At 41.1% G+C, this 25,845-nt stretch carries 20 protein-coding genes; 11 read left to right on the forward strand and 9 right to left on the reverse strand.

Going from position 1 to position 25,845, the window contains the following annotated elements; translation table 11 throughout:
- Positions 1–108: 108 nt before the first annotated feature.
- On the forward strand, positions 109–1,191 hold the full coding sequence (locus tag H5164_RS05270; protein ID WP_182755097.1) for a PepSY domain-containing protein: 1,083 nt from the start codon (positions 109–111) through the stop codon (positions 1,189–1,191).
- 78 nt (positions 1,192–1,269) lie between these two features.
- On the opposite strand, the gene H5164_RS05275 is transcribed toward H5164_RS05270, so the two are convergent.
- Complete coding sequence (locus tag H5164_RS05275; protein WP_124015491.1) at positions 1,270–2,439, reverse strand: lipid-transfer protein; 1,170 nt, start codon at positions 2,437–2,439, stop codon at positions 1,270–1,272.
- Positions 2,440–2,915: 476 nt separating this feature from the next.
- Here H5164_RS05275 and H5164_RS05280 point away from each other — a divergent pair, with 476 nt between their 5' ends.
- Both H5164_RS05280 and H5164_RS05285 read left to right on the forward strand, forming a co-directional pair.
- Positions 2,916–4,118, forward strand: a complete 1,203-nt coding sequence (locus H5164_RS05280; RefSeq protein WP_182755099.1) for an ammonium transporter — start codon at positions 2,916–2,918, stop codon at positions 4,116–4,118.
- A gap of 275 nt (positions 4,119–4,393) precedes the next feature.
- Positions 4,394–4,843, forward strand: a complete 450-nt coding sequence (locus tag H5164_RS05285; protein ID WP_124015489.1) for a hypothetical protein — start codon at positions 4,394–4,396, stop codon at positions 4,841–4,843.
- Between the two features lie 56 nt (positions 4,844–4,899).
- Here H5164_RS05285 and H5164_RS05290 read toward each other — a convergent pair whose 3' ends face one another.
- From H5164_RS05290 to H5164_RS05310, 5 genes are all read right to left on the reverse strand, one after another.
- Positions 4,900–5,148 carry a hypothetical protein gene (locus H5164_RS05290; protein ID WP_124015488.1) on the reverse strand — a complete coding sequence of 83 codons (249 nt, stop codon included), beginning with the start codon at positions 5,146–5,148 and terminating at the stop codon, positions 4,900–4,902.
- Between the two features lie 117 nt (positions 5,149–5,265).
- Complete coding sequence (locus H5164_RS05295) at positions 5,266–6,672, reverse strand: hypothetical protein (protein ID WP_182755101.1); 1,407 nt, start codon at positions 6,670–6,672, stop codon at positions 5,266–5,268.
- A gap of 323 nt (positions 6,673–6,995) precedes the next feature.
- A complete protein-coding gene (locus tag H5164_RS05300) occupies positions 6,996–9,188 on the reverse strand; it encodes an OsmC domain/YcaO domain-containing protein (RefSeq protein WP_182755103.1) in 2,193 nt (730 codons plus the stop codon).
- Between the two features lie 269 nt (positions 9,189–9,457).
- Positions 9,458–10,375, reverse strand: a complete 918-nt coding sequence (locus H5164_RS05305; RefSeq protein WP_182755106.1) for a pepsin/retropepsin-like aspartic protease family protein — start codon at positions 10,373–10,375, stop codon at positions 9,458–9,460.
- Between the two features lie 339 nt (positions 10,376–10,714).
- Positions 10,715–10,927 carry a cold-shock protein gene (locus H5164_RS05310; protein WP_011636218.1) on the reverse strand — a complete coding sequence of 71 codons (213 nt, stop codon included), beginning with the start codon at positions 10,925–10,927 and terminating at the stop codon, positions 10,715–10,717.
- 589 nt (positions 10,928–11,516) lie between these two features.
- On the opposite strand from H5164_RS05310, the gene H5164_RS05315 reads away from it, so the two are divergent.
- Positions 11,517–13,835: a phosphatase PAP2 family protein gene (locus H5164_RS05315; protein WP_182755108.1), complete on the forward strand. Its 2,319-nt coding sequence runs from the start codon at positions 11,517–11,519 to the stop codon at positions 13,833–13,835.
- Between the two features lie 1,477 nt (positions 13,836–15,312).
- Entirely contained in the window at positions 15,313–15,888 is a 576-nt protein-coding gene (locus H5164_RS05320; RefSeq protein WP_182722649.1) for a porin family protein, read from the forward strand.
- A 338-nt stretch (positions 15,889–16,226) separates the two neighbouring features.
- Here H5164_RS05320 and H5164_RS05325 read toward each other — a convergent pair whose 3' ends face one another.
- Positions 16,227–16,613: a ribosome recycling factor family protein gene (locus H5164_RS05325; protein ID WP_182697548.1), complete on the reverse strand. Its 387-nt coding sequence runs from the start codon at positions 16,611–16,613 to the stop codon at positions 16,227–16,229.
- Between the two features lie 305 nt (positions 16,614–16,918).
- Here H5164_RS05325 and trmH point away from each other — a divergent pair, with 305 nt between their 5' ends.
- Both trmH and H5164_RS05335 read left to right on the forward strand, forming a co-directional pair.
- Positions 16,919–17,620: a tRNA (guanosine(18)-2'-O)-methyltransferase TrmH gene (trmH, locus tag H5164_RS05330; protein WP_124015482.1), complete on the forward strand. Its 702-nt coding sequence runs from the start codon at positions 16,919–16,921 to the stop codon at positions 17,618–17,620.
- Positions 17,621–17,811: 191 nt separating this feature from the next.
- Entirely contained in the window at positions 17,812–18,438 is a 627-nt protein-coding gene (locus tag H5164_RS05335) for a protein-disulfide isomerase (protein WP_182755110.1), read from the forward strand.
- A 114-nt stretch (positions 18,439–18,552) separates the two neighbouring features.
- On the opposite strand, the gene H5164_RS05340 is transcribed toward H5164_RS05335, so the two are convergent.
- Positions 18,553–19,197 (reverse strand): LysE family translocator, encoded by a 645-nt coding sequence (locus H5164_RS05340; RefSeq protein ID WP_124015480.1) that lies wholly within the window; start codon positions 19,195–19,197, stop codon positions 18,553–18,555.
- Positions 19,198–19,916: 719 nt separating this feature from the next.
- Here H5164_RS05340 and H5164_RS05345 point away from each other — a divergent pair.
- Complete coding sequence (locus H5164_RS05345; RefSeq protein WP_124015479.1) at positions 19,917–21,908, forward strand: methyl-accepting chemotaxis protein; 1,992 nt, start codon at positions 19,917–19,919, stop codon at positions 21,906–21,908.
- Positions 21,909–22,117: 209 nt separating this feature from the next.
- Here the strand turns inward: H5164_RS05345 and H5164_RS05350 are convergent, their stop codons facing one another.
- The gene (locus tag H5164_RS05350) at positions 22,118–22,366 is read right to left on the reverse strand and encodes a DUF3297 family protein (RefSeq protein WP_124015478.1); all 249 of its coding nucleotides are present in this window, start codon (positions 22,364–22,366) and stop codon (positions 22,118–22,120) included.
- A 558-nt stretch (positions 22,367–22,924) separates the two neighbouring features.
- Between H5164_RS05350 and H5164_RS05355 the strand changes: the two genes are divergently transcribed.
- Genes H5164_RS05355 through H5164_RS05365 form a run of 3 tightly spaced genes read left to right on the forward strand, consistent with a single transcriptional unit; the run spans position 22,925 to position 25,765 of the window.
- Complete coding sequence (locus H5164_RS05355) at positions 22,925–24,052, forward strand: DUF2157 domain-containing protein (RefSeq protein ID WP_182755112.1); 1,128 nt, start codon at positions 22,925–22,927, stop codon at positions 24,050–24,052.
- Complete coding sequence (locus H5164_RS05360; RefSeq protein WP_182755114.1) at positions 24,045–25,238, forward strand: DUF4401 domain-containing protein; 1,194 nt, start codon at positions 24,045–24,047, stop codon at positions 25,236–25,238. The genes H5164_RS05355 and H5164_RS05360 overlap by 8 nt, the downstream gene beginning before the upstream one ends.
- A complete protein-coding gene (locus H5164_RS05365; RefSeq protein ID WP_182755116.1) occupies positions 25,238–25,765 on the forward strand; it encodes a GDYXXLXY domain-containing protein in 528 nt (175 codons plus the stop codon). The genes H5164_RS05360 and H5164_RS05365 overlap by 1 nt, the downstream gene beginning before the upstream one ends.
- The last annotated feature ends 80 nt before the right edge of the window (positions 25,766–25,845 follow it).

The raw sequence follows: 25,845 nt of genomic DNA on the forward strand, positions 1-25,845 counted from the left end.
TAATTATCATTCCCCAGATTGTGGTTTGATGATTAAATTGAAAACACAATAAAAATCAGCTGGTTTATAACCAGCTGCAATTCGACAGTGTGTAATAGAGTAAACAAAATGAGCATGGTTTCGGCGTTAAAATGGTTTCATAACTGGGTAGGTTTTTTCATTAGTATCACAATGCTAATTGTATTAACGACAGGCGTTTATTTAGGGAGCGTTGATTTACTTAAACGCACAGACAACAAAGGTCAGGCATTTGTGCCGCTCACCCTTGAACAAAAAGCCGATACGGTAAGCCGTTTATTCGAACGCTACCCTAGCATGAGTACCATTCGTTTTCCGACCGAGCATACTCCATATATTCAAGCTAGCACTCGGGGTAAAGCGATAGCCCTAGACAATCAACTCAATGAACTCAGCAGTAGCTCTTCATTTGATTTACCTTTCTATGAAACGGCTTTCTGGTTACATCGTAATTTTCTGATCGATAATGGCGGTAAATACATCAATGCTTGGGCTTCGCTGGCTGGCGGTATTGTCACCTTAATTGGTATTTATCTGTGGTGGCGAGTTCGTAAGGGATTTCGACTAAAGCAGAGCTTGCCTAAAAATACTCGCTCAAGCAGTTTGCTTAAAAGCCATATTCAATTAGGACTGTTCATTTCAGTACCGTTATTTATATTGTGTGTCAGTGGTTTTTTAATTACTTATAACAGTTTATGGACTGGTGCTCTCAAACCAAAAGCCGCACTCGAGCAAGTTGCTTATCCTGTTAGCCAAGCAAACGATTGGTTAAGTCAGCTCACTAGCGCACAGCAAATTTGGCCTGAGGCAGAACTGATCTCTGTGAGTAAGCCTCGCTCAACACCGAATAAAGGCCCACAGCCTGATAGCGACATGCCACAACAGCTGGTATACAGCATCCAATTTGATCAACATCAGGGTGTTTGGTTACGAGAAGCCGACCGTATCAGCATCAATTACCAACAAGGTACAATTGAATCGGTACTCAAACACAGTGACAGATCATTTGCAGGTAAAGTGGCTAGCTTTGTTAGACCATTACATGATGGACTTAATATGCCTGCCAGTTATGTCATGCTGATCACCTTGGTATCGCTTATTGGCACCTTGATTCTTTCATTCAGTGTGGTGACCTTTTCCCGCCGTACTTTTAGTCGTAAAAAAGCCAGTTAACGAACGGCCCACAGTGTTGCGCTTCATTTCCCTCATATATCGACGGCAATGTAGCGCAGCATGCAATAAAACCGTTAGTTAAACGCCATATAAGGTCACCACCACCGCACCACCTAAGCCAACATTGTGTTGTAGGGCAAATTTGGCATTATCCACTTGCCTATTTCCGGCTTGGCCACGTAAATGCCACGTTAATTCAGTACATTGTGCTAGCCCAGTCGCACCAATAGGGTGCCCCTTAGACATCAAGCCCCCAGAGGGACCAATAACGTATTGGCCACCATAGGTATTGTCACCGTTGGCAATCAATTCTGCAGCGCCGCCTTCAGCACATAAACCTAATGCTTCGTACGTGATCACTTCATTAGGAGTAAAACAGTCATGTAACTCAATCACATCGATATCAGCAGGACCAATACCGGCCTGGTGGTAAACCTGCTCAGCTGCCCGTTGTGTCATGCCTTTACCAACGGCATAAATTGGATCTTGCCACGACAGCTCGGTATCCGTCGCCATTGCCTGCGCAATAATATTTACCTTGGATGTAATCCCGTGTTTGCGAGCAAATTGCTCGCTGCACACTATGGTTGCAGCAGCACCGCAGGTTGGTGGACATGCCATAAGCCGAGTTAAGTAACTATCATAGATAACTTTATCATCAAGCACTTGCTGGTAAGTTAATGGCGTTGAAAACATAGAGTACGGATTCTGTAATGCATGACGCCGCGACTTTTCAGCTACCTTAGCAAAAATATCAGCGCCTACATGATACTGGTCCATATAGTGACGCCCGGCAGCACCAAAGGCGCGAAGTGCGATTGGGCCTTGTGGGGCATTGAATTGTTGTAACACGGGGTCAAGACGCTCGAACGGACTTTCTCTGTCTGTCCAGTGAGAGCCCAATGCTCCAGGTTGCATTTCTTCAAAGCCAAATGCTAATGCGCAATCCACTTGGCCTGACAATACCGCCTGGCGCGCTAAAAATAACGCTGTCGAACCACTAGAGCAATTATTGTTGACGTTAATGATCGCAATACCGCTTTGAATGACATCGTAAAATGCATGCTGAGCGCAGGTACTATCGCCATAAATATATGCACCATAAGCCTGCTCGATCAATTTAGCATCAAGGTTGGCATCGGTTAATGCTAACCTAATCGCTTTAGCCGCCATAACTCGGTACGGTTGATGATGGCCCGGTTTGCAAAAGGGGATCATCCCCACGCCTGCCACTCTTACTGCTGTCATATTACTCCCGCCATTTTAGTTATTATTGGGCATGCTAGTGACTTGTTAGTACTGATAAAGCATTAAGATTTCTAACGATTGGAATTAAGAACCTAACATTAAGAACTAGAAACCAAAAGCGTAAACTCGAACAGTCATAAAACGTCTGATTGTCGACTGATTACTTAAACGATTTATCTTAAATAATATTGTTAACATAAAGTTAATCGGCTGATTATGCAACGCACCAAATGCAAGCGACAATGCACCAAACTAAAGCATTAACAGCATAATTATCAGTCATACGTGTTACTTTTCAGCATTCACCTGCCCAAAAAATGCACTCATATTGAACATTTTATAGATTATTTAAGCAATATTTTCATACGTTTGCACCACGAGAGATCAACTAAATGATAGGTGGCCTGTGATTTAGGAATGATTTTTGCTCTATAAACGCATGAATTTTAATAGAGAATTGTTTTGTGGAAACTAAAATGAATAATATTAGTGATGCTATTGGCGTAATTGCACAAAGCGCGGACACCTTGTTTATCTTACTTGGTGCAATTATGGTGTTAGCCATGCATGCTGGCTTTGCATTTTTAGAAATGGGTACTGTAAGACACAAAAACCAAGTTAATGCTTTGGTAAAAATTTTAACCGACTTTGCTTTTTCAGCCCTAGCTTATTTTGTCATTGGCTATCAAATTGCTTACGGTAACCACTTCTTTGTCAGCGCAGAAGCATTAAGCACAGATAACGGTTATCAACTGGTTAAATTCTTCTTTTTATTAACCTTTGCAGCAGCCATTCCAGCAATTGTATCCGGGGGGATTGCTGAACGCGGGAGCTTTCGGCCTTTCTTACTGGCTTCAGCATTGATTGTTGCCTTTGTGTATCCCCTGTTTGAAGGGATTATATGGAACGGTAACTTTGGTTTTCAGGCTTGGTTAGACAGCCAATTTGGTGCTCAATTTCATGATTTTGCTGGCTCTGTCGTCGTCCATGCCATGGGCGGATGGTTAGCACTAGTCGCTATTTATTTGCTTGGCGCCCGCCGCGGCCGTAAACCCGGCATTGCCTTTGCGCCATCGAACATTCCGTTTCTAGCCTTAGGCTCATGGGTGCTGATTGTCGGCTGGTTTGGTTTTAACGTCATGTCAGCACAGACGCTTGGCGGGATCAGCGGTTTAGTGGCAGTAAACAGTTTAATGGCCATGGTGGGTGGCACTATTGTGGCGCTTATTGTTGGCAAAAATGACCCTGGTTTTATTCATAACGGACCACTAGCAGGCTTAGTGGCTGTGTGTGCCGGTTCTGATTTAATGCATCCGGTTGGCGCATTTGTGGTTGGCGGTGTGGCTGGCGGGTTATTTGTATTGGTGTACACCAAATTACAACGCAGCAGTAAAATTGATGATGTTTTAGGTGTATGGCCTTTACATGGTTTATGCGGTGTCTGGGGGGGAATTGCTGCAGGCATTTTTGGTCAGCAAGCCTTAGGTGGTCTTGGCGGAGTGAGCTTTACTTCGCAACTTGTTGGCACTATTGCCGGGGTCGTTGTCGCATTAGTTGGCGGTATTATCATCTATGGCTTAGTGAATAAACTATCGAGTTTACGCCTGAGCCAAGAAGATGAATTTATTGGTGCAGACTTAGCCATTCATAAAATTGGCTCAACCAATTCAGATAAGTAATCTAGAAATAGTTACGATTTGATTACTCCGCTGAAATTGAAATAATTTACAGTAAGTGAGTACGAAGTTATAACGAGGTATTACGACGACAGCGCTTATATTGATGCAACGTCGTCTGTATTACTAAGGCTAAAGCATTAATAATCATAGTATTATGAACAAAAAAATTAAACACTCACTTTAATTCTCCAGTCTTATCTGGTAAAGTTTTCTCATCACTAGATTAGGGTGATAGTTGTTCTGTTTTATCGGCAAGAATTCAAGGATGAAGTACAATGCAGCAATATGTAAATAATCAATCTAATACTATTATTAATGAAATTATTCAGCAGGTTCTTAAAGTAGATGCTGAACGCTTCGGAACTAGTAGCTATGTAGTAAAAGAAATAACATTTGATTACCTTAACACATTAGATGACGCGACCCAGCTAGACCGAGATGACATAGAAAGTATCGCGCGTGACATTATCTATAAACATAAAAAAGCAAATCAATCATACTCTGCCAGTCAGGCACCAAAATCCACGTTAAGACGAAAAATCAAAAAACATCTATCTATAGATAATATTTTGATTAAATTATGTATTTTACTCATCATTACAGTGATAATTAATGTGAACCGCAATACTTCTGAAGACACAGTATCGTCTAACTACGTGCTAGATAACACCCATATAGTTGTCACAGCATCACCAAAACAGATTAAAACACACTTTAGCGTTTAAACATGACATAAACCCAACCCTGTTTTGTCACAAGGCTTTAAAGGGGGAATAATTAATCAGTGCTTCGATTTAACCCCATTTTTAACTATGTCTTGACCGTTTTCGAAGACCTCAGGTGTCACCCAGCGACCGAGTAATAGCTTGTGGTTATCACCAAATACCGCAACAAAATGACGACCATCGGCATTACTGGTTGCCATACCGACACCGGCAACGCCTTCTAAACCTAAACCGCCCTTTTCCACCGACAGTAAAAAGCGTTCTAATTCAGCTAAATTGTCGATCACATCATTTTCAATATTCATTTATTACCCAATAGGCTTAACTCGTTTACCACATATTTTAGCGCATTGAGAATAAATAAGGTACCGCCGATGCCCTGAGCATAGGCGTTCGATATACCTTCCAGGATAATATGAATATTAAAAAACGATGCTTAAATCAATTAACTCAGCATCATCGTCATAGGAATCAAAGTTAACCGACATTAATATTGTCCCTTTAGTGATCATGACATTATCAAAGTTATCTTCGGCATCAGGATAACGCGCCAAGAAGGCCGTCTTGGTGGTAGGGATTTGATAAGTCGCTAATACTTTTTTAAACTCATTGATGTCTTGCGGTTCAAACATTGACTCAGTCACCTTAAGACTATTGATCGTACCTTGCTCATTAAACCCAAGTAACACGTTGCTGTTTACTATTACCTTAGGTCCGTTTTCATTAAGCTGAATTTGATTCACCAGCTGCTGCGGCTGCAAGGTATAAGTCTGCTTATGATCCAGTGCGATAATCTTTGCAATATCAATATTATCAAAATTGGCAAAGTTCACTTGAGGCTTATGACTGGCATCGACTAAGGGCATAATGGCAAAACGGTTAAGTCTAGACACTGCGGCTTTAGTTATACTTTCATTATAATCTTCAAACTGTAATATCAGCTGACTGTTTTTATCCGTAACGCGGTAATCACCATTATGTTTATTGAGTAATAAATATTTCGCTACGGTTTCCTGTTTATCACCAGGATGGATTTTACCTTCAATAATCCAATCATCATTGTCATAATTCTCGCTTAATGCAATTTGGTTTTTGCCATGATTATTTACTAGTCCTGGGTCTTGTGAAATCATTACGACATAAGCGTTTTTCACAAAAAACCATAAGTTACGACCATAACCATAAGCGATTGTCCCATCACTGAGTTGCAACTGAATGCTGTGCGGCCCTAACGCACTTTGCAAACCGTCAACGCTATCACCTATATGCACTCCATAAGCGCTATCAATGGTAATGGCGGCATCGGGCGCACTGTGTTTTTGTGCCTGTGTGAATAAACTGCCATCTTCAGGTAAAGCAAGCTTCACTACGGTTTCAGTAAATGAAACGGCCTTACCTTTACTGTTATAGGGGGTTGAATTAGCGGTGAGTTGTTTATCATCACACAATTTAAGGTGTTCAACAGTAGATGACACATGAATTTGTTTTATGTTGGAATTTACTTTGCCACTGCTATCTTGAAGATTAATGCTTCTATCAACCCCAGTAACATTGAGCCGTTGGATAATCACGGCATCAGCATTGTCGATTTGAGCTTGGCGCTGAATATCCACCAATGCCCGCTGTAAATACATCTCTCTATGTGCCATTACACCGGACGTAGAAGAAGTCGCCAATGCAGGATCAATATCATAAATGATTTTATTACTCGCAGTGTTAATAACCTGAGGCACGCATTGAGGATAAAAATCTAAAATAGGTGGTAATGGGTTATCTGCTAATGCAGGGCTGCAAATAATACATCCAATCAATAAAAGTGACAGTTTCATTTATCGTCCTTGTTTGTTAGTAAATAACATCATGTTATTACACACATTCATATTTTGATTATTCACTAACCTAAAGTTAAATAGCCTAACTGTAAACTCATTTATCGATCGTGTTGAGCTTCGGTTATTCTCAGCACTTAAATAGTCATCATCAACAAGTCTTGGTCCCCATCGACAAGCTTGAAGACAAGGCTCTAACTCGAGCCACGACAACAGACAGCGATTTACATCAGCAATAAAAATAAGGTAACTGCCACAATAAAAAAGCGAACCTCGTTAGGTTCGCTTTTTCTCTATCAAATTTATCACGGTCTAATACTTAACTAAGCACTAATACCCGCTTTAGCTTTCCGCGCTTGGTGTAGCTTTTTGTAACTTTCAATCAAGCGTAAATGTGGCTCAATACCTTCTAGCTTGATGCTAGTTTTTGTTAGGCCATAAAAGCGCACTGTGCCATTAACCGAACCAACCACATTGTCCATCACTTCTTGACCAAACATGCGGTTAAAGTTACCCATAAAATGCTCAAGCTCTAAGTCGTCATCTAGGGTCACTTCAAGCACAGCATTGACAGCTTGGTAAAACAAGCCACGTTGTACTGTATTGTCGTTAAACTGCAAGAACTCACCAACTAACTCAATCGCATCTTCATGAGAACCCAATGCGAGGTAAATCAGAATTTTTAATTCAATAATGGTTAACTGGCCCCAAACCGTATTCTCATCAAACACAATACCGATTAAAGTACGGATATCGGTCTGATTATCTAATTGACTCTCTTCTAAGCGATTCACTAACTTAGATAACGCTTTAGTGCTTAGTGAGTGCAGGTTCAAGATGTCTTTACGGTAATGAAGCGCTTTATTGGTATTGTCCCAAATCAAATCATCAACAGGATACACTTCTGAATATTCAGGCACTAAAATGCGGCAAGCTGATGCACCTAAATCAGTAAATTCAGCAATATACACTTCTTTACCCATGGCTTTTAAAATACCAAATAAGCCTGCGGCTTCTTCTTCACTGGTGCCGCTAAAGTCCCACTCACAGAACTCATAGTCAAACTGACTACTGAAGAAGCGCCAAGAGATAACCCCTGTAGAGTCAATAAAGTGCTCAACAAAGTTTTCAGGCTCGGTGACGGCCATACTATTGAATGTCGGCTTTGGCACATCATTTAAGCCTTCAAAACTGCGGCCTTGTAATAGTTCAGTTAAACTACGCTCCAACGCCACTTCAAAGCTTGGATGCGCACCAAACGAGGCAAATACACCGCCGGTTCTAGGGTTCATTAAAGTGACGCACATCACTGGGAACTGACCACCTAACGAAGCATCTTTCACCACGACAGGGAAACCCTGTTCTTCAAGGCCTTTAATACCCGCTAATATGCTAGGGAATTTCTCAAGTACTGTCATAGGAACATCTGGCAGTACAATTTCTTGCTCAATGATTTGACGTTTTACAGCACGCTCAAAAATTTCAGATAAACACTGTACATGCGCTTCTTGCAGATTATTACCCGCGCTCATGCCGTTACTTAGAAATAAGTTTTCAATTAAGTTAGACGGAAAATATACCGTTTCACCATCAGATTGACGGGTATATGGAATCGCGCAAATACCTCGGTCAGTATTACCTGAGTTGGTATCAATTAGGTGCGAGCCACATAACTCTTCATCTGGATTGTAAATATCTAAGCAGTATTCATCTAACAAACCTGATGGAAGTGCATCATCCTCTTCCAGTGCAAACCATTTTTCATTGGGATAATGCACAAACTCGCTATTGGCGATCTCTTCACCAAAGAACTGATCATTATAAAAAAAGTTATTATTAAGACGCTCAATAAACTCACCTAAAGCCGAGCATAGTGCGCTTTCTTTTGTGGCGCCTTTACCATTAGTAAAACACATAGGTGAGGCGGCATCACGAATGTGTAACGACCATACGTTAGGCACTATGTTGCGCCATGAAGATATTTCGATCTTCATGCCCAAATCAGCCAATAAACGGGTCATGTTTTGAATGGTTTGCTCGAGTGGCAAGTCTTTGCCCAAAATAAAGGTACTCGTGTCGCCAGCCGGTTGTCCCATCAGCATGGCATTGGCGTCAGCATCAAGGTTTTCAACGGTTTCAATTTTAAATTCTGGGCCAGTTTGAACCACTTTTTTAACAGTACAACGATCGATTGAACGTAAAATACCTTGACGATCTTTGTCAGAAATATCGTCTGGTAACTCAACCTGAATTTGAAAAATTTGGTTGTAGCGATCTTCTGGGTCAACAATATTGTTTTGCGAAAGCTTGATATTTTCAGTAGAAATATCACGGGCTTTACAATAAACCTTAATAAAGTAGGCAGCACAAAGCGCTGACGAAGCTAAGAAATAATCAAAAGGACTTGGAGCTGAGCCATCACCTTTATAACGAATAGGTTGGTCTGCCGTAACGGTAAAGTCGTCAAATTTGGCTTCGAGTTTCAAATTGTCGAGAAAGTTTACTTTGATTTCCATTGAATATGTCCACAGTCTTACGCGGCCAAACGGCCTACTAATCTAATTGAGGTGAATTATCGGTGTTTTTGACCCAATAGTCTTGGGTTAATTAACCAAAAGTTGGCAAGATACTGATTTGTTGAGGTGAAAAAACACACAAAAGACATGGATGAAGCTGATTACATTGAATAACCGTGTGACAAAAATAACGTCTCTATCACACGGGATGATGCAAGATTAATGACATTACAATATCGTCAAGCACACTCAATTTAATCTGAGTTGGATTAAGAGTCTTCAGGTAAGCCTACGTGCATATGTCCAGATTTATAATCTATGGTCAACACAAAGTGCTTAAGAATATCAAAGCCAAGAAGACCTTTAATATTTTTACCTTTAATATGGGATATGCTGTTGCGATCATCTTGCCCTGTAATCACCTCAATCTGCCCTTCGCTTGGCACGCTCGTTTGCACATTTTCAATCGTAAAAGGACCGAACTTAACTTTTGGCAATCGGAAACTCTCCGTTGTGCCTGCATTATTGACACCAAATGAGTTTGTGGCTTGCGCACCGTAATGCGTTAACCAATCAGAGTCGGTGGCAAGAGTGCGTTTTAAAAACAAGCCACCACTATTACCAGTATCGAGGATCAACCAAGCATTCTTTTCCCCATTAAGCTCGACTCTCACAATCGGTTGACCAGTGCCACGATCCATTTGCATGTCAATGTTTTCAAGTTTGGCTAAATCAATGGAATCTCTTCCAAATAATCTCAAACGACTATTGGGATAATCTATCTGGAAAATAAATTTCTCCAGTAGACCTGCGCCTAATAAAAGCTCCACATCATAGTGACCTAAACGTAAACCAGCCAATTGATCAAGTTCAATATTGGCACCAAACAAGTTTGCCGTGACATTATTATAAAGTTGAGAGGATTCAGTACTATAAATGCCTTTGACATCGATTTTACTGCCTTTATCAAACTCAAGATTATATTTATTGATAAAGCTTAAATTAATCGCATTGAGCTGAGAACCACTGTCTAAAATGGCCCGACCTTCAATACCATTAATGGTCACAGGAAGATTAATATGGCCATTGATAATGTCAAAATTAACCCAATTGGTTACCGCGAAAGTCGGAAATGAAACAAGTAGAGCAGAAAAAAATGCTAGCAGTTTAACTCGAATTGATTGCATCTATTATCCTTAATATGTATGCCTAAAAAACGTTGTTATATTAACAGCTAACAGTAAAAAATAATAAAAACTTTACTTATAAATGGCCGATAAATTCATCATCAGCTATATAACTCTACATAACCTCAACTCGCAATAACAAAGATTGCCTCACGCTCGACACAAGAAGTCAGTGACCAGGAGATAATGTACAGCATGGGATAACAGTGGATAAAACAATCGGGGAGATAGGTTGAAAATTTGCTTAACGCAGGTAACAGTTAATAGAAATACTAAAATTTAGACATAAAAAAACGCAAACAGTCGTTAAACCGTTTGCGTTATCTTTATAACGTCGAGTTACACAGCTACTACGTTAGCAGCTTGTGGGCCTTTTTGGCCTTGCTCAACATCAAAAGAAACTTTTTGGCCTTCAGCTAAAGTTTTGAAACCTTCTGAAGTGATTGAACGGAAATGAACGAACACGTCAGCGCCGCCGTTATCAGGAGTGATAAAACCAAAACCTTTATCTTCGTTAAACCATTTTACTAAACCAGTTGTTTTATTAGACATTTTGTTGTCCCTTATATATTTAAAATTAATCAATCTGTCGCGATAATGCGATGCGCTCAAGCTTGAATTATTGAATGTCACGATGAAGCTAAGGGAAACACAGAGGATAACAACGATAACGAAGAGATTCTAAGGCTTTTCTTTTACTTAATGTTCATTAATAACTCTGAATGTCAGAGCAGACTGTATAATACATCAATATCTAAGCTTGTAAAGGTTTTAATTGGGTTAAGCTACCGATGGCTTAAAATCATTGATTAATCCTAAAACGAACCGAAATTCACTTTCGCAGCACCGCGATTGTAGCAAATCTTACTTATATTCTGGTTTAACACCAGTGAATACCCAATATAAGCAGATAAAATATTCACCTTGTTCTCCAATAAGTAAGTCGCCTATCCCATCAGCCCTCTTTATGTAACATGTTGTTACATAAGCTATCTCGCTGTCGCTGCATAGTCATGATTCCTTAATCGAATTGTCATTCTTTAGCATTACAGTGCAAACCTGCTGCTTTATAGCGGATTTTCCATTGTCAGTTCACAACTCACGATCCTAATTTGATCACTTCAAGGAAAGTAACAACATTATGAGATATTCAGCTGCAAGTAAGATGTTCACCTTAACGGCGATTGCTTGTGCATTAACTGCATGTAATTCAAGTGACGATAATAATAATGCCTACGTAAAACCAAGCGAACCAGTAGGTACTTCTTACTCAGAAACGATTGCCATACCTGACCTATCAGGTTCTGATATCGCCATCGTAGACGGTAATATTCCGATCACGAATGATACACATAATGTTGTTGCCTTGGATGAAACAACCAGTCCAATGCTGCAAATTTTAAGTGGTTTTAAAGCAATTTGGACCCACGGTGATGATACTTGGGCCAGCACAGGTTCAAATAGTCTAAAGGTTGCCGAAGGTTATGAAGCCTATGCAGGGGTTGACGGCGGTGCATCGACAAGCACATCTAAAGCAATGCAACTTAACTTTGCTAATAATGCCATTTTAAACAACACAATCTGGCAAGAAAACTTCGATTACGTCGCCACGTTAACCCGACCAAAACAAGCTAAACCCGATCTAGATAGAAACAACAAACAAGTATTAGTTAATGCGTATTTAGACGATCAACGTGACAAAGGTTTCAGCATCACCTCAGGTCTTGGCCCATTAACGGCAGCCTATCGAGTCGGTGCCAACTCAGTATCACCTTACAAAGTAAACGCCAATGGTGATGTTACCGTTGGCGGAAAAGTGATCAACATTACTGACAGCAGCAAATTAATGAATAAAGATCTAGGTGATCAAGTTGATGCGGCTAATACCGGATATGGCACCACAGAAATCGACGGTTCAGCCACAAAACTGGCAAATGTTGTCAACATGCTTAACGCGATTGCCTCTTATGGCGCATCAAGTGAAGCTCCTAAATACCACTTTGATTCACCAAGACCTTGGCGCATTAATTTAGCGGATTACTCAGTTGCCTCATACACCGACTTTAGCGAATTAACGCCATTAACATGTTACAACCTTGATGGCAGCACTACTGTCAAATACTACGATTTACCTGCTGCTGCGAATCGCTTAGTGACCGCTATTGATGGTCTTCGCTGTGCTGCACGTTCTATCTACACCGACAAAGGCAATAATTCGTATTCAGAAGGCTATAGTGATGCGACCGGTGGCCAAATGTGGGTATCAGGTCGTGCTAAAGATGGCGGCTACCCAAGCGGTCATACCGCAGAAGCCTTTGACCGTGGTTTAGGCTTTGCTTATGCAATGCCAGAGCGATTTGCCGAAATGGTTGCTCGAGCGGGTGATTTAGGACAAAACCGCATTGTTGCTGGTATGCACTCCCCTGTTGATGTGATTGGTGGACGCGTTATGGCAACGGCAATTACAGCCGCAATGCTAAACGATGAAAACAATGCCAATTTGATCAGCGATGCTGTTACTCAAGCCCATGATTACTTTCTAGCTCAAGCGAATGCCGCAGGTTATGACTCAATCAATGACTTTGCCCATTGTACGACCAATAATGAAGTAAAATGTAGCGCCGGTGATGAATATGCCGACCAACAGTCAATGAAAGCCAAATATCGTGCTTATATGACGTTTGGTTTTAATCCATTACCAGAAGCATCAAAAGCACCTGAAGTACCAAAAGGTGCCGAAAAGCTGTTAGAAACGCGCCTACCGTACTTAACTGCAGAGCAACGTCGTGCAGTATTAGCGACGACTGAAATTGCGTCTAATTATCCGATAATCAATCAATCTCGTGGTTGGGGACGTATAGATTTAGTTACTGCTGCTGATGGTTACGGTGCATTTAATCAAAATATCATCGTGGATATGGATGCCAGTGCTGGTGGATTTTCAGCGAAAGATATTTGGCGTAATGATATCTCTGGTGAAGGCCGCTTAGAAAAAGTTGGCACTGGTAGCTTATATCTTGAAGGTAACAACACTTACCGCGGCGGTACATTACTAGAACAAGGTGGCTTAGTCGCTGCTTCAGCAAGCGCATTTGGCACTAATACTGTGTACCAAAAAGACGGCAAGCTGTCTGTTGCAATTGCAGCAGGCGCAACCGATGCAAAACTGGGTACGTTACAGGTAAGTGACTTAGTGCAAGACGGCGGAATCCTGTCACTGGATTTAGTCCACAATGCCAGCATTAATGCAACAAACAGCATTTATCTTGCTGGAGAGTTACAGTTAACGGTTCCAAAATTAACTGAAGCAACAAGCTTCACGCTATTAACTGCCATGCACCTTGAAGGCAAGTTTGCTGCTGATAAAATTACCGCAACAGACAAAGATAACAAAAGCTATGATGTATCAATCACTTACACTGGTAAAGATGCAAGTGTTACCGTCACACCAAAGGCCTAATACATAGCGCTAATAAATATCGCTCACGGTTAATAAGCTTAACTACTATAGGCAAACACAATCTCGGCAGCACAATAATTTTTGCTGCTGAGATTTTTTATTCCAAAATAATTTGTGATATTTAAAACTCAATCCTATGTCTAGGTTAATCATAGCTTGCCTGTGTTGTTATGATGATTAAAGCCTCAAGATCGACTCAAAACATTTGCAGCACTATCACTTAACTCTCGCGGCATTAAACCAATCGACACCACAAATACATTTGCTTTACCGGATACTTGAGGACAAATTACCAAGTATCGGCCAGAAAACGAGCTACCCTCGCCTCAGCTAATGTGCACTGGGTAAGCGGGATTAGCTCACTCCAGTTAGGATTCTCACTAATTAAGCCGCGGCAAAAATAAGTGGACTAAATTTGGTCGCGACCATATTCGCTTCGCAAACAGCCCTAAAAGCTCAATCAAAACCGCAAACTTTATGGCCTGGTTAGAGGGCAAACAAGCTGACAAGCAATTAGCTGTGTTCAATGCGTTACAAAGAGCCCATTTAATTGAACGCAACCCGCTTAGTAATAAACACGACTTTAATAATATCGTCGAAAATTCAAGCTATCACCATCAAATAAAGTGTTTAAAGATGAGCTCAGTATGGATGCAAAATAAGTACTAGAAGGCATAGAAGAAATTCAACAAATCATTGGTACCACTGGTTTTCCTGTATTGGTGATGACAGTTAATGATAACGCCATTTTTATCGACCACTCACGATACCTGAGCAGCCCTCATGCCGTGGTAGCCGCAGTTGAAAAAGAGATAGCGGCGATTAAACTCGCTAAAAGTGAATCATAACGATAAACAGTATTGCCCCAGCAAACCTGATATTCAGCATTAACCTCAGGCCTGTCTTAATCGCTAACAAAAAACCACATAAAATCACTTCTACTATGTTTATAAGAACTTAATACAACCCTATTGTGTTAATGGTTCCACTATCAGACTTGTAGTGATCGTTGTCGTTGTCGATCATGTTCTTCAATTGTCACACTTGGGCACTATTGTGCAAACCTGTACTTTAAACAGCGAAATCAACATATCCAATTAACGACTTCGATTTGCTCAGTTATAGAAAAGTAACCATATTATAAAATACTCAGCAGCAAATCATACAAGTGACGATAACACACCAAACCAACAACATCCTCGTAACATTATGTTTTTAATATGAAAAAATTACAATTCAATCAGAAAAATATACCGTTACGCACTATTTCCGCCTCGTTTAACAGATAAAATTTAAGCAACTTTATTTATAGCATAGCCAGTTCCACTTCATTTACTAAAAAAATCTCAAAGCATAACCATATGATATTCAATTAAAAAATTGATAACAGCAATCCCCCTACTCCATTGTTTTTATAAAGTTGGCATCCGTTTTGTAGAGTACTAGATGTATTTACGTAATTAACTAGGAGTACCTTATGAGAAATACTATTGTTACTTTAGCTGGACTAATTTCATTAGCATCTTTTAGTGCTTATTCTCAAGCTGATGACTTAAAAAATGATGTGGCAGAAAATGGTGTTTATGTCGGCGCTAATTATGGTTACCTGAAAGTCGATGGAGATGATGAGTTTGACGACGACAATGATGTGCTCCAGGGCTTAGTAGGTTATCGCTTCAATAAATACTTAGCTCTAGAAGGTAGCTATATTGATTTTGGTCATTACGGCAACAACTTATCTCGTGCTGAAACAGATGGTTATACCGCAGGCCTAAAAGTCACACTGCCAATTACTGATCGAGTAGAATTGTATGCCAAAGGCGGCCAATTATGGTATTCCACTGACTATGATGTGGTCGGGTTGTCTGGTAATAAAGATGATGAAGGTGTATTTGCCGGTGCTGGTGTCGGGTTTAAAGTAACAGACCGTTTTTTAATTAATGCCGAGTACACTTGGTATGACGCAGAAATTAACCTAGATAATGTTACTAACGGTTCCGATACAGAAACAGATTTCAAACAAGCGAGTATCGGGGTTGAATATCGTTTTTAAGCATAACTAGACAGCTTAAAACGTCAGCGACTTAAAAAATAATAGTCATCAAGGTGTAATGCAAATTGCGTTACACCTTTTATTTATGTTTACCATTTAAAGCTCACATTAATACTGTAAATCTTCTATCCAAGGGCATATGAATAAACACAAAGGTCTTGTTTCTGCGATCTTATCTATGCCTCAACTATACCCACTGCAATACTAGGACAATCTGATTAACTTGTAGCGAAAATATACTAATACGTGCGATTCCAGCCCCAAACCACAGCAATGTTTACCATCAAAAACGATTGCATTCCTTCAGCATAAAAAGTGAAAGCACACGGTTGAAATAATCAACAGTCAACGTCAAAACGAGCCACTCTCGCCTCAGCTAACGTGCACTGGGTAAGCTGGATTAGCTCGCCTAAAGTCAAATTAGGATTCTCTCGAATTAAACGCCTAAGCTTTATGTCTAATGGCTCTAACTTGTCGGCATGACCCAGTAACGCTGTAGCAATTTTTTGAATTAGATAACCAAAGCCAGCATCATTGTCAGTTTTTAATCGCTCTATAAACGATTGAATACTTATAGCCTCGCCTGTAATGGCCCAATTTCGAGAACGGCGCACGCGCTTAACATCACACTGATATTGCAACGCAATCTCTCTGGCTTGCTTAGCTTTTTCACCGCCGATTCGATGAATAAGTGAAGGTAATTGGATGGTAATATCTTCAGTCATGGCCTGCTGTAAAATCTACTTGTTATTATCATTAGCTTAAATGAGTTTAGTTAGCTAAAAACAGTTATTTACCTATTACTTATCACCATACATTAAAAAAGCGATCTTGTGATTATTGCCTACATTAATCGGCAAGTCTTGGTGTTACCGCGATGAATGACTTTTTAGCACTGGCATTTTAGCGCTATAATACCAGCCGAAATAATCATCTTACTGTCAATATTACTCATTTATTCGTTGCATTGAACGCATTTTTTGCTGCAAGCAAAGGTTAAATAGAGTGAAAAATCAACTAGAGTTACCCCATGAGCCCAGAACGTTTTGCCCGAATAAACCAGATGCTGGATAATCGCCAAGTCGACTTAACGATTTGCCTTGATAAAGTGCATATGACCAATAATATTGCTGCGGTTCTTCGCTCTGCTGATTGTGTCGGTATTCATGAAATTCATGCCGTATGGCCAGATATCGATATGCGAGTATCAGGTAATACCGCTTCAGGTAGCCAACAGTGGGTTAATACGGTTAAGCATTACACGTTTGCAGAAGCTCATCAGGTTTTTAAAGCACAAAAAATGCAGGTACTTACGACGACCTTTTCAAACACGGCCGTGGATTTTCGTGAAATTGATTACACCAAACCTACCGCTATCGTGATGGGTAACGAACGTGATGGTGTGAGCGCAGAAGCTATTGCAGCGGCCGATCAACACATCATCATCCCCATGCGAGGCATGGTGCAGTCGCTTAATGTGTCTGTAGCGGCAGCATTAGTTATGTATGAAGCCCAGCGCCAACGTGAGCAAGCCGATATGTACGGCAGCCGCAAACTTGATCACGCTTATTGCCAAACTATGTTGTTTGAACAAGGTCATCCAGTTTACGCCAAAGCCTGTCGACGCAAGCAAATTCCCTACCCAGCCATTGATGATCAAGGCCAAATTGTTGCCAACAAAGAATGGTGGGATCGCATGCGCGCCCCTGATCCGCAAGCATTGGTGGTATAACTCAGCAATACCGCCGATATTGCTGGGTTTCTTACTTATTAATATATTGCAGGTACATGAGTATTAACCTCATCGAGCACTCTACGACAGTCTGTCAATATCGGTTGTCGTCATTACTGCAAGGATTGATTGAATAATAGCGATAAACTATTTAGGATCAGTTCATCTGATCACAAACAAGAATTCATTTAATGACCACTGAGCTTTATTTTATCTACGACTCACATTGCCCTTGGAGCTATGCCGCCACACCTTTGGTGAACGCATTGCAACAAGCCTATCCAGAAATGAATATTCACTTATTACACAGTGCGCATTACATCGGCAAAGACAGTGCTGGCGAAGAACAAATGCAAGCAGCGGCAAAAATAAGTGGACTTAAATTTGGTCGAGACCATATTCGCTACGCAAACAGCCCTAAAAGCTCAATCAAAACCGCAAACTTTATGGCCTGGTTAGAGGGCAAACAAGCTGACAAGCAATTAGCTGTGCTCAATGCGCTACAAAGAGCCCATTTCATTGAAGGCAATCCGCTTAGTAATAAACACGACTTTAATGACATCGTCGAAAAATTTAAGCTATCACCATCAAATAAAGTGTTTAAAGATGAGCTCAGTATGGATGCAGAATACGTACTGGAAGGCATAGAAGAAATTCAACAAATCATTGGTACCACTGGTTTTCCCGTATTGGTGATGACAGTTAATGATAACGCTATTTTTATCGACCATTCACAATACCTGAGCAGCCCTCATGCCGTGGTAGCCGCGGTTGAAAAAGAGATAGCGGCGATTAAACTCGCTAAAAGTGGATCATAACGATAAATCGTCGCTCGCCAAATGCATTATCGATGTGAATGCGCCAGCAATAAGATCAAAAAACCACGGCTAATGACCGTGGTTTTTAGTTAATGGCCTCTTTAACCGTAATGGTTAAGCAATACTCTGCACTTGCGATGCCAGTAACCAAATGGCTAAAGCAAAAAATATTATCCCCATAAACTTATTTTGATAAGCACGAAACTTTTCATTTTTCAGCAATGGTTTGCCCAAACTGCCCACTAATGCCACCAACAGCAAATTGAACGTCAAGCCCATTACGTTCAGCAGTAAACCGAGTGCAAGCATCTGTTCACCTGAACTGGCAGTGAGTTGGGTAGAAACAAACTGGGGCAGAAACAACACAAAAAAGATCAGTGCTTTAGGATTAAGTAAATTGCTCAGTACCGCACGACGATAAAGTAGTTTAGCGACATTACCTTGCTGGCTAAACTCGGGCGCATCGCTGGCACCACTGCGCATGCAATCCCAGCCCATTTTCAATAAATACGCTCCGCCCAATACCCTTAACAGCTCTAACGCAATTGGATTCATCGCCACAAGAGCAGAAACGCCCATAGCTGCAAGCAAGGTTAAAATTAAACCAGAAGTCGCATTACCAAAGCTGGCATACACACCCACTTTGCGACCATAGCTCAAACTCGAACTGGCGATCAACAGCATGTCAGGCCCAGGGATTAACAATAACGCGACCACAGTGGTTAAATATAAAGGCAGCAAAGCCAGATCTATCATCATAAATACACAAATATTGGTTAGCGGTAAAACAAGGCGCGGATTCTACAGCTATTCAACATGAATGAAAGTCATGATGGGCAACATCCAGTGTTTAAGCACTGTAATGGTTGGCAGAGATTGTTTACAGATAAAGGAATGAAATACATGATGAACAGACACTACCTTTGAACTCGCTATTTCTGTTACAACAGACTAATTAGTTATAATAACAAAATAGCAATAAACTATTATATTTCATGTATATAAAGTTAAAAAATATTCCGTGAATAAATATCAGGTCCGTCATGACGGCTAGCCTGTTGTTTTCAGCACTTAGTGAAGATGGAATAAGCCTTACTTAAAGTCTGTGTCATCTTAAGCGGTTGGCCACAACGATTTAATGCTTTCGAGGTGACGTTTACTCAACCTTTACTACTGCAATCTGCTGCAACATCTGTCCGCTCTTTGCCATTAAACACCATCCCCATATCAAATCTCAAATTCAAAAATTACAGCCACATGATGCGGCTTAGTGGTTTAACGCTAAGGCAACCACAACGGCTAAATATGAGCTAAAAGTAACACCCCCTTGGCAAGGTTGACTTAAGCGTGGCAGTTGTCGATGACGATATAACAATAAATGTAAAAAATAGTAACTAAAGTATTAACATAAAACCAACAACCTAGACTAAAGTTAAAGTAACATTCGGTTCAGCGAGCTCGCGTAGGGTAACCCTTTTATGGAAAAGCAAACGTTATTAATTGCACAAAAAGCAAAGTATCTTAGTGTGGGCTTATTAGTCACAGTGATTATGCTTATTTATATCGTAATGCAGACCTTAGCATTACCGGTAATTCAAAAAGAAGTTGAAAAGAAAGAATTACTGCGTATTTCAGCCAGTGTCAACGAGGTTAGAATTGAACTAAGCAAAGGTTCGGTGCTAACCCAAAGCTTAGCCTCATTAGCAGAAACCTTACCCCTAGACGAGCAACAATTTAGCGCGTTATTTCCCAAAATCATTGACCAATTTGGCAATGGCAATATCGCTGGTGGTGGGATTTGGCCAGAACCTAATGCGTTTAGCTCTGGTGTGGCATTAAAGTCCTTTTTTTGGGCACGCAATGCTTCAGGGCAATTAGACAAAATTGATGATTACAATAAGCCTGACGGTCCAGGCTATCACAATGAAGCTTGGTATATCGCTGGGCGTTCACTTAAAACCGGACAGTGTGGTTGGTCTGAAGCTTATGAAGACCCTGTCAGTGGCACTGCTATGGTGACCTGTACTGTCGCGATCAATCGAGCAGGTAAGTTTTGGGGCGTCGCAACCGTTGATTTAATGCTAGCGGGTTTAGATAAATTATTTAAGCGCCAAAACCAAGAATCAGGCGGTTTTAATTTTGTATTGGGCCAAAACAATCAAATAATCAGCTTTCCAAGTATTCGCTCATCATCACTTGATATGAAAAAATTCAGTGAGGTCGCCGCCCAAGATAGCAGCCTTCAACCGCTGTTGAGCGCAATCAACAGCGGCCAGACCATTATCCACTTACCAGAGGGCGTAGTGGAAGACAGTGGTTCTATGTTGGCAATAATGGACATGGCCGAAGAAGGCATGAAAATTGGTATTGTTTTGCCTGATCCCATTATCCAAAAACCTATCAGCGACTTAAGCTTTAGTTTATATGCGACGCTCATTCCCATGCTGCTGTTCTTTGTTGGTATTCTAATTTTTAATGCTAACAAAGTGATGCAATGGGTCAATGAGACCACTGCGCAAATTCGCATGTTAATCAGTGGCGGTTCTGCTGCAACTCTCAAGATAGATCGCTATGATGAAATAGGTAAATTAAAACAAGCGGTTAATCAATATAGTGAACATCTCAAAGGCTTGCTTGGACAAATAGCAAACGAAGCGGTAGAAGCCAAAGATAGAGCCAAACAGCTCAATGAAATGTCTTCTATGCTAAAACAGCGGGCTGAATCACAACTCACAGAAAACCACATGCTTGCAGCGGCCATCACTGAAATGTCTGCCAGCGCTGCCGAAGTGGCACGAAACACAAAATCAACATCAGAAACCGTCGACGAATCCCAAGGGCTTATTCAACGGCGCATGGTTGATGTCGAAGAAAACAGCAAAGCTAACCAAGAGCTGTCACAAGTACTCCAAAAAACAGCCGATATAATTAATCGTCTTGCTTCTGACTCCCAGCAAATGGGAACCATGTTAGATGTGATTAAGAGTATTTCAGAGCAAACCAATTTGTTAGCATTGAATGCAGCTATTGAAGCCGCTAGAGCGGGTGAACAAGGGCGCGGATTTGCGGTTGTTGCCGATGAAGTAAGAACCCTCGCAGGCCGCTCTCAAGAGTCAGCCAGTAAGATTGAAGCGATGATCGCGCAGCTGCAAACATCGGCTAGTCAGGGCGTGAACATCATCGTCAGCTCACAGTCCTTATCCGTAGAATCTTTAGCTCGATCAGAAAAAGTAATTGCAGGGTTTAACGAAATTATTGAAGTATTTAGTGACATCAGTAGCAGTACCTCGCATATTGCGATGGCCGCCAGTGAACAATCAAGCGTATCGGGCGAAATTAACCAACTAGCCGAAAACATTAGAGTCAGTAATGACTTAAATGCTAAAGATGCGCTTGAATTAGCGAATGTCAGTAGTTCATCATCAGAGTTATCAAATCGTTTATATGACTTGAGTAAAGGCTATGCTTAGCCATAAAGAGTGTTGAGCAACTGTGTTTTTGAGCATGAGCAAACGAGTCAACATATACTCAGGTAATGGGCTTTAACACAGCGACCAAGCTATGAAATAGAAGCCATCGCCGCGGTAAAACATAGCTACAGCGCCTAACAAAAAAGCGAACCTTCTCAGGTTCGCTTTTTTACACAGTGAATAAATAGGCTCAGAGATAATGCTCAGTTCTATTTATAGAACGCTTCAACCTTGCCTTTTACTGTCATCGTAAGCGGTTGGCCGCGACGATCTAATGCTTTGTGCGAGGCAACTTTTACCCAACCTTCGCTGATGCAATATTCTTCAACATCATTACGCTCTTTGCCATTAAGTAAAATACCAATCTCGTGTTCGAAAACGGCTTCCACATGATGTGGGCTACGTGGATTAACGCTAAGGCGATCAGGTAAAGCAGGTTTAGCTGTAGTGTCGTTCATTGTCTTGTGCTGTAGTTAATAAAACGTGCGCTATTGTAGGCAATACCAGCCTGATGCTCAATAGCGACTGCTATAAATGTGAGTCGCCACTAAAAGATACCAATATAAATGATGTCTCATCAATGGCTTAAAAACGGATTTAATCAGTAACCTCATGCACATCAGCGCAGTGTTACATCACGGCAGGTAACGCATATGAGGTATAAAAGCTATTACTGCCATTTTGTTGCCTACTCCAAAGACCAAGCGCTGGCAGCTGTGATGATATTAATAGCAAAATCAGTATCGTATCGAAAAATAGTCGTTGATAGCCGCAATCAATATCGGTTACTGTCTACACAACACTCGCGATGCCATCTGTCAGGCAAGAGTCCCAGTTTAAGCTCTCATGATAAGGGCTAATATTAATGAAAAGTACTCAGCAGATGAGCTATGTTTAAAACGCTGTTTGATTTTTTCCATAGCTATAAATTGCATATCAATAACGTGAGCTTGAATTAGAGTTAGTACGAGCAAACTTGGACGGCTATTGATTCAGAAAAAGGATAACGAACAAGGATGATTGAAAAACGTTCACACATATGGCAATGGTTTTTAGACAACAAAATCGAGCCCACAAACCTTAAAGCTGCAATGTTAGTAGCTTATCCACACCCAAACACAGAAAATTGGCAACAATTAATTGCCAATATATTACTCTATCTTGGGGTATTGCTACTTAGCGCTGGGATGATATTTTTCATGGCGTTCAATTGGGACGCACTAGCGCACCTGAGTAAATTTGCCATAGTCGAAGGGTTATTTGCTCTGTTTATTAGTGGGTTTTATCTAATTAACCGCATGCAAAAAAAGCAGCATTCACCGCAAAAACCTCTTAAACAACAGAGCCAAAATGTTTATGGCTGGAGCTTGCCCAATGCCATGTTACTCGGTGCCAGCATAATGCTTGGGGCATTACTGGCCCTGGTGGGACAAACATACCAAACCGGCGCAGATCCTTGGCAACTATTTGCTATTTGGGCAGTGTTAATTTTACCCTTTGCCTACATCGCAGGTTTTGATCTGTTGTGGTTACTGCTGGTGGTCTTAATCAATATAAGCCAAGGACTATATTTTCAATCCTTTGCTTCTGTGTTTAGTTTTTTACAGGAAGACATCCAACAAATCGCTATTTTTGGCGTAACGAACTTAGTCATCCACCTAGCATTTACCATAGCTAAACGCTGTAAATGGCCTGGCCAATTACGCTTTAACTGCCCCATGGTTGAAAAAAGCAGTTTACTTGCTAGCGTAAGTGCATTTACCTGGCTAATCATTTGGGTCATTTTTGACTTAAACTATCAGTATGAAGCCAGTGAACATGCTGTTTATTATGCGCTACTTTACCTACTCACCCTGACTAGCTTATTTATATGGTACCGTTATCGCGCCCCCGCCTTATATCCACTTGCCCTGGTATTAACCAGCATCAGCGCTGCTATTGTGTCACTACTTTCAAGAGCGCTATTAGAATCTAACGACTCAATAGCGAGTTTTTTTCTGATTGCTATGGTAGTCGTAGGTGTAACCAGCGGCAGCTTATATTGGCTAAAAAAATGGCAGAAACAGTTCAGCGAAATGGCAAGTCTTGAGCATAAAGACGCGAGCAATAGTGATGTTAAAACTGAGGTAGCCACCGATGAGTAACCTCAACGCCACGGCATTATGGCAAACGCTGGTTAACCACCAACTGGTAAACACTAATACAATACCAGAAACCACACTCGCCAGCCCTTGGTACATTATTGCCATGCAAATTATTGGCGGCTGGGTTGCGGCGCTGTTTTTATTGGCCTGTGTGCTAGTCAGTGGATCCATCATTGGCGATATCGACCAATCGTTTATCGGCCTTGGTGCCGCACTAAGTCTAAGCTGTTTAGTTTATTACCGTCTGGGCGCAAATCGGCAAGAGTTTATTCTGCAGATGGTATTTGCATTTAGCTTAAGCGGACAAATAATGTGGCTTTTGGGGATTTACGAATGGCTAGAATCTAGTAATGAGACCCTGATTGCACTTATTTACCTGGTCACATTTATGATTCACTGGATTATCATTCCTCATAAAACCAACCAATTTGTGGCTGCATTAGCCATGGTGCCTAGCTTTTTGGCTATCTTAGTGATTAACCAGGTCACGCTATTAATATTGCCATTATTGCTGCTGAGTTTAGTGGTTATCTGGTCGCACGTTTATCGATGGCCGCAGTATTATCAGCGTCTTAGAATGTTAGGTTATGCCATTGCTATTAATTTGCTCCTCGCCAATTTCATGTTATCTGATATGGGCGATATCATAGAAAGACCCAGCGTATTGATGGCATTTAACTCCAGCATCAGTGACTATTTGGCCATCGCAATAAGCTTGTTATCTACGCTATGGCTGATTAATCACATTGTTAACCTGCTCAATTTAACTACCGATAGCTATACCAATCGAGTTGTTACTGTGCGTCCTCGCAACAAGTTAATGGTGATCCTAGCGACAATATTAATCGGCCTACTTTCCATCGTCATGAGCGGATTAAGCGTCGCAGTATTGATGCTCCTGCTGGGCTATTTTTACAACGAACGAAAATTAGTCATCATTTCGGTATGTGCCCTACTCGCCTTTATCGGCATGTATTATTACTCACTCCACATCGACTTGTTTGATAAATCTTTATGGTTAATGGCCAGCGGCATAGTATTACTAATGCTCAGATTTGCCATAAGTAAAAATACTCGCGCTAAGCGTAAAAATAAGCCTAACAATATCACTGAAAATGGGGCTGAAGTGAGCGCTATGGTTGAAAGTGCTCAAGTGCCCAGACCACTTAATAAGGAGCAAGCATAATGACCTCGAATAACATGGGGGTGCTCCATCCACGTCAGCTGAGTAAGCGGTCACTTTGGGCTATTATTGCGGCAGTGGTGATACTTGCCCTGATTAACTACAAAATCTATCAACAAGAACAGCTGTTAGCTAATGGCGATATAATCCTGTTCAAACTGGCCCCCGTCGATCCTCGCTCCCTAATGCAAGGCGACTATATGGAGCTAAATTATGATATTGCGACTGCGATCAGCTGGTCAGTCGAGCAAGACTCCGATAACCATGATGGCTTTATGATTGTCACTCTCGACCACAATCGCATTGCCCAATTCGACAGCATTTATCGTGGCGCGGTATTAACACCCGCCCAGCGACTGGTTCAGTACCGCATTCGTGACGGCAGAGTAAAACTTGCCGGTAACGCATTTTTCTTTGAAGAAGGCCGAGCAGAGGAATTTGCACAAGCAAAATATAGCGAATGTAGAGTCAATCAAGCAGGACAATTGCTCGTCAGTAATCTGCTCGATAAGGATTTTAAGCGGATTTAAGCGATAGCGAGTTGCTGATGAAATATATTAATATAAGGTATGCTAAAAATTGATACTTTAACTCTGCCCCTCTCGGAGCG

Origin of the sequence: Shewanella sp. SG41-3, from assembly GCF_014164545.1 — a bacterium.
GTDB classification, from domain to species: Bacteria; Pseudomonadota; Gammaproteobacteria; order Enterobacterales; family Shewanellaceae; genus Shewanella; species Shewanella vesiculosa.